12 protein-coding genes and 1 tRNA gene are annotated in these 14,357 nt (G+C 63.8%); 10 read left to right on the forward strand and 3 right to left on the reverse strand.

Features of this window, described 5'->3' with window-relative positions; translation table 11 throughout:
- Nucleotides 1–30: 30 nt before the first annotated feature.
- A complete protein-coding gene (locus CLU94_RS10500; RefSeq protein WP_099665580.1) occupies nucleotides 31–1,026 on the reverse strand; it encodes a cytochrome-c peroxidase in 996 nt (331 codons plus the stop codon).
- A 208-nt stretch (nucleotides 1,027–1,234) separates the two neighbouring features.
- On the opposite strand from CLU94_RS10500, the gene CLU94_RS10505 reads away from it, so the two are divergent.
- Nucleotides 1,235–1,666, forward strand: a complete 432-nt coding sequence (locus CLU94_RS10505) for a hypothetical protein (RefSeq protein WP_099665581.1) — start codon at nucleotides 1,235–1,237, stop codon at nucleotides 1,664–1,666.
- 41 nt (nucleotides 1,667–1,707) lie between these two features.
- On the opposite strand, the gene CLU94_RS10510 is transcribed toward CLU94_RS10505, so the two are convergent.
- Nucleotides 1,708–2,478, reverse strand: coding sequence for a hypothetical protein (locus CLU94_RS10510; protein WP_257218757.1), 771 nt, complete (start codon nucleotides 2,476–2,478; stop codon nucleotides 1,708–1,710).
- 118 nt (nucleotides 2,479–2,596) lie between these two features.
- Between CLU94_RS10510 and CLU94_RS10515 the strand changes: the two genes are divergently transcribed.
- From CLU94_RS10515 to CLU94_RS10540, 6 genes are all read left to right on the forward strand, one after another.
- Nucleotides 2,597–2,672 (forward strand) — tRNA-Phe (locus tag CLU94_RS10515).
- A gap of 176 nt (nucleotides 2,673–2,848) precedes the next feature.
- Nucleotides 2,849–3,958, forward strand: coding sequence for a serine hydrolase domain-containing protein (locus CLU94_RS10520; RefSeq protein ID WP_180278630.1), 1,110 nt, complete (start codon nucleotides 2,849–2,851; stop codon nucleotides 3,956–3,958).
- 186 nt (nucleotides 3,959–4,144) lie between these two features.
- Nucleotides 4,145–5,494 (forward strand): RCC1 domain-containing protein, encoded by a 1,350-nt coding sequence (locus CLU94_RS10525; protein ID WP_143451393.1) that lies wholly within the window; start codon nucleotides 4,145–4,147, stop codon nucleotides 5,492–5,494.
- A 562-nt stretch (nucleotides 5,495–6,056) separates the two neighbouring features.
- Nucleotides 6,057–6,389, forward strand: a complete 333-nt coding sequence (locus CLU94_RS10530; protein WP_077399256.1) for a hypothetical protein — start codon at nucleotides 6,057–6,059, stop codon at nucleotides 6,387–6,389.
- A gap of 123 nt (nucleotides 6,390–6,512) precedes the next feature.
- Nucleotides 6,513–8,867: an acyl-CoA dehydrogenase gene (locus CLU94_RS10535; RefSeq protein ID WP_099665585.1), complete on the forward strand. Its 2,355-nt coding sequence runs from the start codon at nucleotides 6,513–6,515 to the stop codon at nucleotides 8,865–8,867.
- 66 nt (nucleotides 8,868–8,933) lie between these two features.
- Nucleotides 8,934–9,179 carry a DUF1059 domain-containing protein gene (locus CLU94_RS10540; protein ID WP_099665586.1) on the forward strand — a complete coding sequence of 82 codons (246 nt, stop codon included), beginning with the start codon at nucleotides 8,934–8,936 and terminating at the stop codon, nucleotides 9,177–9,179.
- Here the strand turns inward: CLU94_RS10540 and CLU94_RS10545 are convergent.
- Nucleotides 9,176–10,384 (reverse strand): TCR/Tet family MFS transporter, encoded by a 1,209-nt coding sequence (locus CLU94_RS10545; protein ID WP_099665587.1) that lies wholly within the window; start codon nucleotides 10,382–10,384, stop codon nucleotides 9,176–9,178. The two genes, CLU94_RS10540 and CLU94_RS10545, sit on opposite strands and share 4 nt — an antisense overlap.
- Nucleotides 10,385–10,489: 105 nt before the next feature.
- Between CLU94_RS10545 and CLU94_RS10550 the strand changes: the two genes are divergently transcribed.
- From CLU94_RS10550 to trhP, 3 genes are all read left to right on the forward strand, one after another.
- Nucleotides 10,490–11,128 carry a TetR/AcrR family transcriptional regulator gene (locus CLU94_RS10550; RefSeq protein ID WP_099665588.1) on the forward strand — a complete coding sequence of 213 codons (639 nt, stop codon included), beginning with the start codon at nucleotides 10,490–10,492 and terminating at the stop codon, nucleotides 11,126–11,128.
- A 222-nt stretch (nucleotides 11,129–11,350) separates the two neighbouring features.
- A complete protein-coding gene (locus CLU94_RS10555) occupies nucleotides 11,351–12,739 on the forward strand; it encodes an FAD-binding oxidoreductase (protein WP_099665589.1) in 1,389 nt (462 codons plus the stop codon).
- Nucleotides 12,740–12,831: 92 nt separating this feature from the next.
- Entirely contained in the window at nucleotides 12,832–14,193 is a 1,362-nt protein-coding gene (gene trhP / locus CLU94_RS10560) for a prephenate-dependent tRNA uridine(34) hydroxylase TrhP (protein ID WP_099665590.1), read from the forward strand.
- Nucleotides 14,194–14,357: the final 164 nt, after the last annotated feature.

Raw genomic sequence — 14,357 nt, forward strand, 5'->3', positions numbered from 1 at the left:
GCTTGAAGCGGGCATTTTTCATGAACTCATTCAGTCAAACGGCACGGGCCGCGGCGTCGTATCCGACGATGGCGGCAGGATCGGCAGCACGATATGCGGCTGCTTGCCCGTCAGGGTTTTCAGGAAGGCCACCAGCTTGCCATTTTCATCGGGCGTGAAGGTGCGGCCCAGCTGCAAGCGGCCCATCACGTCGACGGCTTGCGTCAGGGTTGCCGCCTCGCCATCGTGGAAGTAGGGATACGTCAGCTCCACGTTGCGCAGGGTCGGCACCTTGAAATTGAAGCGGTCCGCATCCTTGCCCGTCACGGCCGAGCGTCCCTCCGCCGTCATCGCCGTCTTGTACGGCTCGACGACGCCCATCTTCTGGAAGGTGTTGCCGCCCACGGCGGGACCGTTATGACAGGCGATGCAGCCGCTCGATTTGAACAGCTGGTAGCCGGCCAGCTCGTCTTTCGTCAGCGCGCTCTTCTTGCCCGACAGCCATTGGTCGAAGCGGGAACCGGGCGTCACCAGCACCTCTTCAAAGGCGGCGATGGCGCGCGTGACTTGCTCGATGGTCAATTTATCCTGGCCAAACACTTGCCGGAACTCCGCGCGGTAAGCGGGAATCGAGGCCAGCACGTCGATGGCAAGCTCGTGCGTGAAAGCCATCTCGCCGGGATTGGCGATGGGGCCACCCGCCTGCTCCTGCAAATCCTTGGCGCGGCCATCCCAGAATTGCGCCACGTTCATGCTGGAATTGAGCACGGTGGGCGAATTGATGGGTCCGCGCTGCCAGTTGTGGCCGATCGACGTCTTGATATTGTCCGTGCCGCCCATGCTCAGGTTATGGCAGCTATTGCAGGAAATAAAGCCCGAACGCGACAGGCGCGGATCGAAAAACAGTTTCTTGCCCAGCTCGACCATGGCCGGATTGGCCACCTTGGCGGCCGTGATCGGCTGGATCGGTTCCTTGTCGGCGGCGTGCAGCACGTTGCCGAAAGTCAGGCTGGCGATGAAGAGGAAGGGGGATAAGGTGCGGCGCATAGTCTAACTCCTGGAAACATTCCCGAATCGGCGGCGCGCGCCGGCGCGGGAATGCAGCGCACCGGCCCGGTTGCCACCCGTACATCGCTGGTTGGATGTTGATTTATATTAACTTTGACTAGTTAATAAGGAAAATGACCGGGATCAAGGTTCTGCCCAAGTGCGAATCGCGCTTGCCATTTACGCAAGCGTGGCACATGATGAGCGCATGCAAACGCCAACCTACTCCGCCCTGCTGCGCGCCGCGTGCGCCAGCTTCCTGCTGCTGGCCGCCAGCGCCTGCGGCAGCGCCCCCACGCAAGATGATGCGCCGCCCGCCCCCGGCAATGCCGGCTTGCTGGCGCAGATCCAGGCGGAAGTGGGCGCCGCCGCGTGCGATTCCACCCAGCAATGCCAGACCATCGCCATCGGCGCCAAGGCTTGCGGCGGCCCCGAGCGCTATCTGGCGTGGTCCAGCAAAAGCAATGACGGCAAAAAACTCAAGGCACTGGCCCAGGCGCAAGCCGAGGCAAGCCGCAAGCAGCAGCAGGCGGACGGCATGATGTCGACCTGCTCCATCATCACGGACCCGGGCGCCACTTGCCAGGCAGGGCGCTGCGTGCTGCAAAAGAGCGGCCTGGGCGGCAGCTCGGCCATGTAAAAAAGCCGCTGATTCAGCGGCTTATGAGGTTCGGCAACGCGTCAGGACTGCAATTGCAAGGTCTTGACGATCTTGCTTTCCACCTTCTCGCCTGCGCCCGACATGGCATTCTTGCTTTCCTTGCGCAGGAGCAATAAATGGTCGCCGCTGACGCCATACTGGCGCGTCTCGTCCGTCTTTTGCGTAAAGCTGATGACGACAAAGGCGCGCCCGCTCACATCCACGTGGAAATGGCTGGCCAGCGGCGTGCCGTCCGCCGCGATCCACACATCGAGGCCGCCTTCGAACTTCTTCACATACTTGCGGTCTTTCTCAGGCACCTTGTCGAGCGACAAGGTAAAGCTGAGTAGGCGCGCCGGCTTGCCCTTGTAGCTATCCATTTTTTCGCCGCTGAACACGGCTTCCTCGATTTCGCGCGACAGGGTGTCCGCCGCCGACACCATGGAGCGCAGCTCCGTCGCCTTCATTTCCCCCAGCGCAAAGCCGATCGGCGCCTTGGCCTTCGGATCCTTCACCTTGGCGCGCTGCTCGGCCTCCACTTTCGCCAGCAGCTCCTTACTGTAGAGCACTTGCAAGCCCGCCGGCCCGCCCTCGACCGCTACCGTGGCCTGGCCGCTATCCTCTTCCGCCGCCTTGCCCTCGCCTTCGCGGCGCCAGGTTTTCGATTCGACCTGCGCCTTGATCGGCATCTGCCCCTGCAAGCGCGCCAGCGCCGCGTTCAACTCGGCCAACCCGTCGGCCCGCGCCGCGCCGCACAACAAACCGAACAAGCCCGCCACCGCCAGGCCTTGCACTCCAATACGTCGCTGCATCGCCACATCCTTTCGGTCATACAAGGATGCCAAAACACCATGTTTTGGCCATCTGTTGCATTTGAACACAGCCAGCTCTGGTCAGGTGGAAAGTCTTTCTGCTATAATTCGCCGCCTTGGCCTGGTAGCTCAGTCGGTAGAGCAGAGGATTGAAAATCCTTGTGTCGGTGGTTCGATTCCGCCCCGGGCCACCAAGAATAAAAAAACGCCACCTTCGGGTGGCGTTTTCTTTTGTCCGCCACCGCCTTTCCCCCTCTGGCAAAACCGTACGCGTGACTTTTTTCTGTCGCCGCCGAACCCATTGTGCGAGAATGCCCCTCCCCACTGGATGGTGCGCATGATGATCAGACTCGCCGCAATCACAACCGGAATGACACTGCTGCTGGCAGCTTGCAAGCCCGCGGCCACGGCGCCCACGCATGACATTCCTGCGGCAATGCGCCAGACCGCGACCACCCTGCTGCAGTCGAAACTGCTGCACGCGACCTCGATAGCCGTCGTTTATCGCGGCCAGGAGTTCATCCTGCATCAAGGCGAGCTGGAGACCGGCAAGGCCAATCCGCCCAACGATACAACGCTGTATGAAATCGGCTCAGTCAGCAAAACCTTTGCCGGCCTGCTGCTGGCGAACGCCGTGCTCGATGGGAAGGCGGCGCTCGACGATCCCATACAAAAATACCTGCCGGCCGCCTACCCGAACCTGCAGTCGCAGGGGCAGCCCGTGCGCTTGCGCCATCTGATCACGCATACCAGCAATATGCCGGGCATGCTGCCATTGCAGGTGAACACCGTATTGCAGGATTTCACGGCGCATGCCACGCCGGCAAAGCTCAACGCAGCCTATGCCAACTACGGACAACCCCAATTCTGGCAGGACTTGCATACAGTCAACATCAACGGTCCGCTGGGCAAGGACTACGCCTATTCCAGCGCCGGCACCGAACTCGTTGCGCACGCGCTCGAAACCATCTACGGCATGCCCTATGAAGTGCTGCTCACGCAATTGCTCGCGCGCGAAGCCGGCATGCACGATACCAGGCTGAAAATCGCAGCCCAGGATGCCGGCCGGCTGGCGCCCGGCTACCACAGCGACAATCCCGTCATCACGACACCGATGCCGCAACTGCCCTGGGGGGCCGCCGGCAACCTGAAGTCGACCATGCCGGACATGGCGAAATACCTGCGCCTGCAATTGGGCACCCATCCCGCCGTCGTCGAATCGCACAAGCCGCTGCTACGCTTTCAGGATGACTTCAGCATTGCCTATTTCTGGAACATCGGCACGAGTCGCCAGCTGGGCACGCATTACGTCCACCATGGCGGCGTGCCGCGTGCGCAAGGCTACGCCTACATCGTTCCCCAATATCAGCTCGGGGTCTACATCATCACCAACCAGAGCGGCGACGCCACCGCCGGCGCCATGGAAAGCGCGCTGGCGCATATCTTCGACACCGTGGCATCCATGGAAAGCGCGCAGTAGGCCGGGCCTTGTTTGGCACATCTTCGTGCCGCTGCTTCGATTCCGCCCCGGGCCAGCAAGAATGCAGCAGTACTGATCAAGACGCCACCTTCGGGTGGCGTCTTTGTCTGCTGGCGCCGAAAACAATAATGCCGTATGACAATATGACTTAAGTTACAATCATGCAATTTTATAAATTGCATTCCCATGACTCATTTGCGTATTATTTCAGCGACCAGCTTAATGCTCGCCTTGAGCGCCTGCGGCGGCGGCAGTACTTCACCGACATCGCCTCCCGCTCCACCCCCGACACCGCCCACACTGCCAACGCCCCTGCCGCCCGAGGTCAGCGCCGTTTCGCCCGCCAAGGCCAACATCGGCATGGTCACCACCTTTACTGTGACTGGCAGCAATCTGCCGGATAACATGCAGTTTGCGTTGACGGACTGCGCAGGTATCGCCGAGCTCAGCGGGGGTAGCAGCACGCAGCGTCAATTCAGCTGCACGCCGACCGGGCAATCGGGAGCGCGCCAGGGTGCCGTGTCCGCGAGCGCCGGCGCCGCATCGCCATTGCACAAGCTCTCCATCGACTATCAGGCGATTGCCGCATTCGTCACCAGCCTGAATTGGCGCTACGCCGCCCTCAAATCTGACGGCACACTCTGGGGCTGGAACCCTCTCCAGCCCGTACCGGTCAAGATCGGCGACGGCTACGCCGATGTTGCAGTCAGCATCGCTGCCACCCTGGCCATCAAGAAAGACGGCTCGCTTTGGAGCTGGGGCAACAGCAATGACGCAGGCATCCAGGGCAATGGCACGAGCGGCTCAAACGCCACTCCTGTGCAGATCGGCAGCGATTTCCTCAAGGTCGTCGTCAAAGGCGAGAGAAGCGTCGCCGGCGAAAACGCCGAAGCCCTGAAAAAAGACGGCAGCCTGTGGGTCTGGGGCGCGCGTAGCCTGCAGCAACCCAACGCCATCGAACCGGAGCTGACGCCGCGCATGATAGACACGGGCTACGTGGATATCGCCCGTGGCAGTGGCGGGGCGTCACTGGGCCTCAAGCGCGACGGCTCGGTGTGGACATGGACCCAGAATCTGGCCAACCAGCCATTTACACCGGTCAAGATCGCGGATGGCTATATTGCGATTGCCACCAGCTACGATGCGGTCTATGGCTTGAAGGCGGATCATTCGCTGTGGAACTGGGGCGGCAACGCGCCCAACCAGTCGCCCGCCGCCACGCCCACTGCCGCCACGCCGGTCAAGGTGGGAGATGGCTTCGTCAGCATATCGGCAGGCACTTATTATGCGCTTGCCGTCAAGTCCGACGGCACCTTGTGGGCAGGCGGCGATGGCAACAACGGCCAGTTCGGCGATGGCCAATTCAATCGCGGTGCCTTCCGGCAAGTCGGTACCGGGATTGCCGCCGCATGGGCTGGCAGCGCATGCTCCTTCATCCAGAAGACCGATGGCAGCTTGTGGGCGGCAGGCTTCTGCGACCTGGGGGATGGCAAATATGCGCGCTACATGCTCACGCCGGAACCCGTCACGCTGTAATTTTCCCTACTGCCCATCCGGGTCACCATCCTGGATTTACGTGACATCAAAGGCCCGGCTCTGGCACAGCCATGGCCGTTTCAAGGCGGCGCCAGCACAGGCGTCACTATTGAGAATGGACAAGTTCGATGAGGCCTCTGGCACTTGTATTTAGCGCGTGTGTGCTCGTTGCATGCGGTGGCGGAGGCGGTGGTGGCGACTCCCCGCCGGCCCCTGCCGCCCAGGCAGATTTGACCGTCAAATAAGCGTGCCAGGCAGCACCAGGCCCTCAGTCGCGGTGCTGCCACTCCAATTTGAACAGCCACAGCAACCTTCGGGTTGGCTGTTTGTCCTTGCACAAAACCTCCACCCCACCCGCCGCTATGTACGCAAACGTACGGACTGCGGCTGTCCAAGAGCACATGCTGCAGGCAGACCACATCCCTTCCCGCCGCCAGCGCCCTGCGCGACACGGCGCGACGGCTACCTGATCCGATTCTCTCCGCCATACCGCCATGCGAAACTCGCGCCCGACCCCGTCGAGCCGTTCCGTACATCACCGCACACTGCCAAAGGATGCATCATGAAAACTACCCTGATATTGCTCGCGCTCGCCTCTACCCTCGCCCTGACCGCTTGCCAGCGCGAAGCACCACCCGCGCCTACCGTCGTACAAGTCGTTCCCGGCCCTGCCGGCGCGCCTGGTCCTGCCGGCGCTACCGGTGCCAAGGGCGCCGAAGCCCCTGCCGGTGCGACCGGTGCCACCGGCGCCACGGGCCAGACCGGCGACAGCGGCATGCAAGGCAACGATGGTGCCAAGGGCGACGCTGGTGTTGCCGGCGATGAAGGCGCCAAAGGCGACACGGGCGCCAAGGGCAAGACGGGTGACACGGTGATTGTTGTTCCGCAACGCTGATACGCCTCGCGCCAGACACCACAACGCCAACCCCTGCGGTTGGCGTTGTGCGTATGCGCAGTACCGCACAGTAACATCGGCCGCATCGGCCTACTCTGTTGTCATGACACAGGGAGATATCGCATGCTGACGATCATACTGATGCTGGCCCTGCTGGGCCTGGCTTTACTGTTTGCGCCCGGCCCCGTGCGCCGCGCCTTGCTTGCGCCGCACCTGCTCGCGCTGTTCAAGCGCATCTTGCCGACCATGTCCGACACGGAACGCGACGCGCTCGAGGCGGGCACCACGTGGTGGGATGCGGACCTGTTTTCCGGCCGGCCCGACTGGCCCAAGCTGCTGGCGTATGGCCGCGCCATGCTCACTGCCGAGGAGCGCCACTTTCTCGAGCACGACGTCGAGCGGCTGTGCGAACTGGTCAACGACTGGGAAACGCAGCAGCAACTCGACTTGCCACCGCAAGCCTGGGACTACCTGAAAAGCCAGGGTTTCCTCGGCATGATCATCCCGAAACAATACGGCGGCAAGCAATTCTCCGCCTACATGCATTCGCAAGTGGTAATGAAGCTGTCGAGCCGCTGCTCGGCCCTGGCCGTGACCGTGATGGTGCCCAATTCGCTGGGGCCGGCCGAACTGCTGTTGCACTACGGCACCGAAGAACAGAAGGATTACTACCTGCCGCGCCTGGCCGCCGGCACGGAAATTCCCTGCTTTGCCCTGACCAGCCCGTATGCGGGTTCCGACGCGGCCGCCATCCCCGACCTGGGCGTCGTGTGCATGGGCATGCATGAAGGGCGCGCCACTGTCGGTTTCCGCCTCAGCTGGAACAAGCGCTACATCACCCTGGCGCCCGTGGCAACCTTGCTGGGCCTGGCATTCCAGACCAGCGATCCAGAACACTTGCTCTCCGACAACGATGCGCCCGGCATCACTTGCGCCCTGATCCCCGCCAGCCACGACGGCGTGGTGATCGGCCGCCGCCACCATCCCTTGAACGCCGCGTTCCAGAACGGTCCCACGTCCGGTCAAGATGTCTTCATCCCCATCGACTGGGTCATCGGCGGCCAGGCGCAAGTGGGCAAGGGATGGCGCATGCTGATGGAGTGTCTCGCGGCCGGGCGCGCCATTTCGCTGCCCTCGTCCAGCGTCGGCATGGGCAAGATGGCCGTGCGCGGCACCGGCGCATATGCGGCCGTGCGGCGCCAGTTCAACATGCCCATCGGCAAGTTCGAAGGGGTGCAGGAAGCGCTGGCCCGCATGGGCGCCAACCTGTACTTGATGGATGCGGCCCGCACCCTGGCCGCGCACGCCGTCGACCTGGGCGAGAAGCCGTCCGTCATTTCCGCCATCGTCAAATACCACGTCACGGAACGGGGCCGCGCGCTTGTCAACGATGGCATGGACATTCTCGGCGGCAAGGGCATCTGCGTGGGACCGAACAATTTCCTCGCCAGCGCCTACCAGCAAATCCCCATCGCCATCACCGTCGAAGGCGCCAACATCCTCACGCGCAGCCTGATCATCTTTGGCCAGGGCGCCATCCGCGCGCATCCGTATGTGCTCAGGGAAATGGCCGCCGTCAGCGAAAGCGACGGCCGCAAGGCCGTGCGCGATTTCGATGCAGCCTTCTTTGGCCACGTGGGCTTTGTCCTGGGCAACCTGGCCAGGGGATTGTGGTACGGCCTGGGCGGCGCGCGCCTGGCAGCCGTGCCCGACGACGGCGCCGCGGAACTGGCGCCCTATTACCGTGCCCTGACGCGGCTGTCGACGGCGTTTGCCGTCATGACGGATATGTCGATGTTCGTGCTCGGTGGCGAACTCAAGCGCCGGGAACGGCTGTCCGCCCGCCTCGGCGACGTGCTGGCACAGCTGTACCTGGCGTCGTCCGTGCTGAAGCGCTACGAGGACGATGGCCGTTTCACCGCCGACCTGCCGTATGTGCACTGGTCGCTGCAAGATGCACTGGTCAAGGCCCAGCAAGGCTTGACGGGCGTGCTCGACAATTTCCCCACGCGCGGGCTGGCCGTGCTGCTGCGCACCCTGCTGTTCCCGTTTGGCCTGCCACACCGTCCGCCATCCGACGAACTGGGCAGTGAGGTGGCGCTGGCCCTGCAAACGCCGGGCGCCGACCGCGAACGGCTGCTGGCCGACGGCCATGTCGCCAGCGACGCCGCAGATCCCGTCGCCTGCGCCGAGCGGGCGCTGGCCCTGCTGCCCGACGTGCTGCACATCGAAAAACGCCTGAAAGACACGCCCGCAGGCGCGGCCCTGCGGCACTTGCCGCAAAGCCTGTCCGCCATGCAACAGTGGCTGGCCGCAGCCAAGGCAGCAAGCTTGGTCAGCTGCCAGGAGCACAATGTCTTGCTGGAATATGCGCGCCTGGCCGACGGTTTGATCCAGGTCGACGATTTTCCGGCCGAAGCGGCGCAGCCAGCACACTTGCCGGTACACGAGGCCGATACCGGCAGCCGCGCCGCCTAGGCGAATTTGCGACCTATACTGAATGGAGCGGGCGCGGTGCCCGCTCTTTGCAGAAAGGAGTCGATCATGACGCGCAAATTCATCGATTGCCGGGAATTTCCAAGCGACACACATTGCTCGGTGGCCATCTCGGCCGACAGCGAGGAAGAGCTATTGGGCATTGCCGTGGAACATGCGGTCTCGGTACACCATCACCACGACACGCCGGAGCTGCGCCAGCAGCTGCGTCAACTGTTCAAGGACGGCATGCCGCCCGAACACCTGCCCATGACGGGACAGGCCGGCAGCAGCGGGGCCTCGCACGCGCACTAGCCTGCCAGGGCTTGCGCCGGTTTCTGCAAGCGCAAGCCCAGCACGAGCGGCACCAGCGCCGCGTACACGACGATCACGGACAGCCAGACGGCACCGGGCCAGTGCGCCCGGACGCCAAAGTAAATGCTGGAAAACACCAGCGGACACAGCACGGACGCCAGGCTTACGGCCGAGGCCAGCACGCCCTGGAACTGGCCTTGCCGGTCCTCGGCAACTTGCCGCGTCGCCAGCGACTGCAAGGCCGGCGCGCCGATGCCGCCCAGGGCGAACACGGGCATGATGGCGAAGATCATCCAGCTGCGCGTGGCAAACGCCATGACGAGCAGCGCGACGCAGGCGCAGGCCACGCCCGTCAGGATGGTGGCGCGTTCGCCCAGCAGTTTCACGGCCGGACCGGGCAAGAAGGCCTGGGCCAGCGCCTGGCACACGCCAAAGGCGCCCAGCGACAGGCCGATCCACAGCCCGTTCCACGCGAACGCATCGTGTCCCCACAAGGCCCAGCACACGCCATACACTTCGCCGGCCGCGCTGAAGGTAAAGAAGATGACGGTGATCGGCAGCAAGCTTTTCTCCGAGAAAACCCAGCGCAAGGGGCGCAAGGGATGCAATGCCGCCAGGTCGATTTTTCCGCGTGTCGGCGTTCGTGATTCGGGCAAGCTCAACCACGCCAGCAACAGATTGCCCGCATTCAAGACGGCTGCCGCCATGAACGGCAGGCGCAGCCCGTAATCGCCCAGCGCGCCGCCCAGCACGGGACCGATGATGAAGCCTGCGCCGAACATCGCGTTGAGCAAGCCGAAGCGGCGCGCCCGCTGGTTCTCGGCCGAAATATCGGTGATGTAGGCAGTGGCCACGGAAACGTTGGCGCTGGTCAACCCCGCGATGGCGCGCCCCAGCAACAGCATCCACAGGCTGGGGGCGAAGGCGAGGAACAGGTAATTGACGGCCGCGCCCGCCAACGACAGCAGCAGCACGGGACGCCGGCCCAGGCGGTCGCTCAACGCGCCCAGTACCGGCGCAAAGATGAACTGCATCAGCGCGTACAGGGCCGTCATGATGCCGATATACGGCGCCACGTTATCGGCATGCGTGACGTCCCGCAGCAGCGTCGGCAGGATGGGGAAGACCAGGCCGATGCCGATGGCGTCCAGCACGACAGTGGCGAAAATGACGGGCAGCGCCGCCACGGGAAGGGATTTCTTCATATACTCAATCTAAATATGTACTCAGTACATAAATAGTATTCCCCATCTTGCCGCACCATCAAGCGTTATCTGTACTCAGTACACTTCGTGTATGATCGGGGCAACATGACGATTCCTGCCGACCTCCGCTCCCGCAAACGCCTTGCCACCAGGCAAGCCATCTCGAATGCCGCCACGCGATTGTTCTTCGTGCACGGCTTCGAGCAAGTGACGGTGGACGAGATCGCGGCGGCCGCCAGCGTGGGACGCATGACGGTGTTCAACCATTTCCCCCGCAAGGAAGACATGTTCTTCGACCGCGAGGAAGAGGGACGCGAACTGCTGCGCGCCGCCCTGCGCCAGCGCGATCCCGCCATCGCTCCCATCGAAACCCTGCGCCTGCTGGCGCACCGCCTGGCGGCCGAGGACAGTCCCTACCTCACGTTTTCCGCCGCCGGCCAGGGCTTCATTGCCACCGTCGAGGCCAGCGCTACCTTGAAGGCGCGGGCGCGGGCGATCCGCGACGAGCTGGCGCACGTGGTGGCGCAAGCGCTGAGCGACGCCACGGGGCGCGATGCAAGCGATCCCCTCGCCCGCCTGGCGGCCAGCCTGCTGCTGGCCACGTGGAGCACCGCCCTCGTCGAAGCGCATCGTGCCTTCGCGCAACATGGCGACGCGCAACTGGCCAAGGCCGGCTTCCTGTCCCTGGTGGACTGCGGACACACGGGATTGAACGCCGCCATGGCGGGCACGCCCTACGCCTGAAGCGACAGCCCCCTTCGTTCAGGCAGCCCATCGTCTGTCGCAGCGCAAGCCTTCGTACTTCCTTGTTTCATTTGCCAGCACCTGGGCTTGCGTACCGTCTGGCGCCTTCCTATCATGAAACCACGCGCTGGCAAACGATGCATGCAGGCCGGCACGCGGGGACAGTCCTCCTGCTTCCCGTCACCATACCCATAACCGCATGCAGCCGCTGGGAGGTACACGATGAATACCTTGACGAACGGCCAGCTCAATGAGTTGCAAGCCTCATTGAGAGGGCAACTGTTACAAACGAACGACGCCGGCTACGACAGCGCGCGCGCCGTCTGGAATGCGATGATCGACCGGCATCCGGCCCTCATCGCGCGCTGCGCGGGCACGGCCGACGTGCGCACGGCGCTGGCGTATGCACGCGACCACGGCCTGCCCCTGGCCGTGCGGGGCGGCGGCCACAATATCGCCGGCAGCGCCCTGTGCAACGATGGCCTGGTGATCGACCTGTCCGGCATGCGCTCGGTGCATATCGATCCGCAACAACGCCGCGCCCACGTCGAAGGCGGGGCCACCTTGCACGACTTCGACCACGAGGCGCAGGCGTTCGGCCTGGCCACGCCGCTGGGCATCAATTCCACCACGGGCGTGGCAGGACTGGCCTTGGGCGGCGGCTTTGGCTGGCTCAGCCGCACGCTGGGCCTGGCGGCCGACAACCTGCTGGCGGCCGACGTCGTCACGGCCGACGGACAATTCCTGCATGCGAGCGCGACGGAGCATCCCGACCTGTTCTGGGCCTTGCGCGGCGGCGGCGGCAACTTCGGCGTGGTCACGCGCTTCGAATTCCAGCTGCATCCGGTGGGGCCGCAAGTCACGGCCGGCCTCATCGTGTTTCCTTACGCGCAAGCCAAGGCGGTGCTGACGAAATACCGCGATTTCGTCGACGGCATGCCCGATGCATTGACCGTCTGGGCCGTCTTGCGCAAGGCGCCGCCGCTGCCCTTCCTGCCGCCGGAAGTGCACGGCCAGGACGTGCTGGTCCTGCCCGTTTTTTCGCCCGTGCAATCTGCCGCCATGCAGGAAGCGATCGAGCGCATCGGCAGCTTCGGCCAGCCGCTGGGCATGCACCTGGGCAGCATGCCGTACACGGCCTGGCAACAGGCGTTCGATGCCCTGCTCACGCCGGGCGCGCGCAATTACTGGAAATCGCACAACTTCGCGCAGCTCAGCGACGCGGCCATCGATACCGTCATCCGCCATGCCGGCAAGCTGCCGACGCCGCAATGCGAAATCTTCCTCGGCCTGCTGGGCGCGCAGGCGAGCCGGCCGGCGCCGCAGGATACGGCCTATCCGCACCGCGACGCCCTGTACGTGATGAACGTGCACACGCGCTGGGACGAGCCGGCCGATGACGCGCGCTGCATCGCCTGGGCACGCGAGTTTTTCAACGACGCGGCGCCGTATGCGACGGGCAGCGTGTACGTCAATTTCCTGACCGAGGATGAAAGCGGGCGCACGGCCGACGCGTATGGCGTGAACTATCCGCGCCTGGCGCGCATCAAGAAGCAATACGATCCCGCCAACCTGTTCCGCGCCAACCAGAACATCTGCCCGGCCGCCTAGGCTGCCACGGCGCAGCGCCTTGCAATCCCTTGATCCAGGGCAATGCAATGCGCTCGCCGCCCGCTTACAATCGCCGGCTTTGCCCCTCCTCCATGCGCCACGCTCCCGAACTTCTCCTGCCTGCCGGTTCCCTGGCCAAGATGCATGCCGCCTTCGACTATGGCGCCGACGCCGTCTACGCGGGCCAGCCCCGCTACAGTTTGCGCGTGCGCAATAACGATTTTTCGACCTTGCAAGCCTTGCAGGAGGGAATTGACGGCGCGCACGCGCGCGGCAAGCAATTCTTTGTCGCCAGCAATATCTTCGCCCACAACGCCAAGCTGAAAACGTATCTGCGCGACATGGAGCCGGTGATCGCCATGCGCCCGGACGCCCTGATCATGGCCGATCCGGGCCTGATCATGATGGTGCGCGACAAGTGGCCGGAGATTCCCGTGCACCTGTCCGTGCAGGCGAACGCCGTCAACTGGGCCGACGTAAAATTCTGGCACCGCATGGGCTTGACGCGCGTGATCCTGTCGCGCGAACTGTCGCTCGACGAGATCGAGGAAATCCGCCAGCGCTGCCCGGAAATGGAACTGGAAGTGTTCGTCCACGGCGCCCTGTGCATCGCCTATTCGGGCCGCTGCCTGCTGTCCGGCTACTTCAATCACCGCGACCCGAACCAGGGCACGTGCACGAATTCCTGCCGCTGGGATTACAAGGTGAAAAATGCCACCGAAGACGCCAGCGGCGACCTGGGCGGCATGCAGGTGGTGCCGCTGGAATTCCACCAGGCGCTGGCCGAGGCCGACAACAACGCGTTTTCCGCCCTGCACCAGCAGCCGCGCCACCCGCTGGCCGACCAGCCATATTTAATTGAAGAAGCCCAGCGCCCGGGCCAGCTGATGCCGATCCTCGAAGACGAGCACGGCACCTACATCATGAACTCGAAGGACTTGCGCGCCGTCGAACACATCGAGCGCCTGGTGAAAATCGGCGTCGATTCGCTGAAGGTCGAGGGCCGCACCAAGTCGCTGTACTACGCGGCGCGCACGGCGCAGGTCTACCGCCAGGCCATCGATGACGCCGTCGCGGGCCGGCCTTTCGACATCGGCCTGCTGGGCCAGCTGCAAGGCTTGGCCAACCGCGGCTACACGGACGGTTTCTACCAGCGCCACCACACGCAGGCGCACCAGAACTACATGCGCGGCGCATCCGAGGCGGACCGCAGCCAGTACGTGGGCGACGTGCTGGGCGTGACGGACGGCTGGGCCAGGGTGGACGTGAAAAACCGCTTCGCCGTGGGCGACCGCATCGAAGCCGTGCATCCGGGCGGCAACCGCGACTTCACCATTACCCGCATGCTGGCCGACGATGGCAGCGAGATCCAGGTGGCGCCGGGCAACGGCCACTTCGTGCGCATCGAACTCGACGGGTCCCTCGACAAGGCCTTGCTGGCGCGCTATTTGTAACCGCCAGTCTGGAGCGCGGGGTGGCGAACCAGTATGTAAGTGTTTGATTTGACAAGAAAAATTCCCGCTGACACAGCCTGAATAATTTGTTTAGGCTTCAACATTGCTATACGATACGGCCACCCTGCGCTTGGGGGCCTTATCGGCATCCCGTGCGTCCCTGA

Source organism: Janthinobacterium sp. 13 (genome assembly GCF_002749695.1).
In the GTDB taxonomy this organism is placed as follows: domain Bacteria; phylum Pseudomonadota; class Gammaproteobacteria; order Burkholderiales; family Burkholderiaceae_D; genus Janthinobacterium; species Janthinobacterium kumbetense.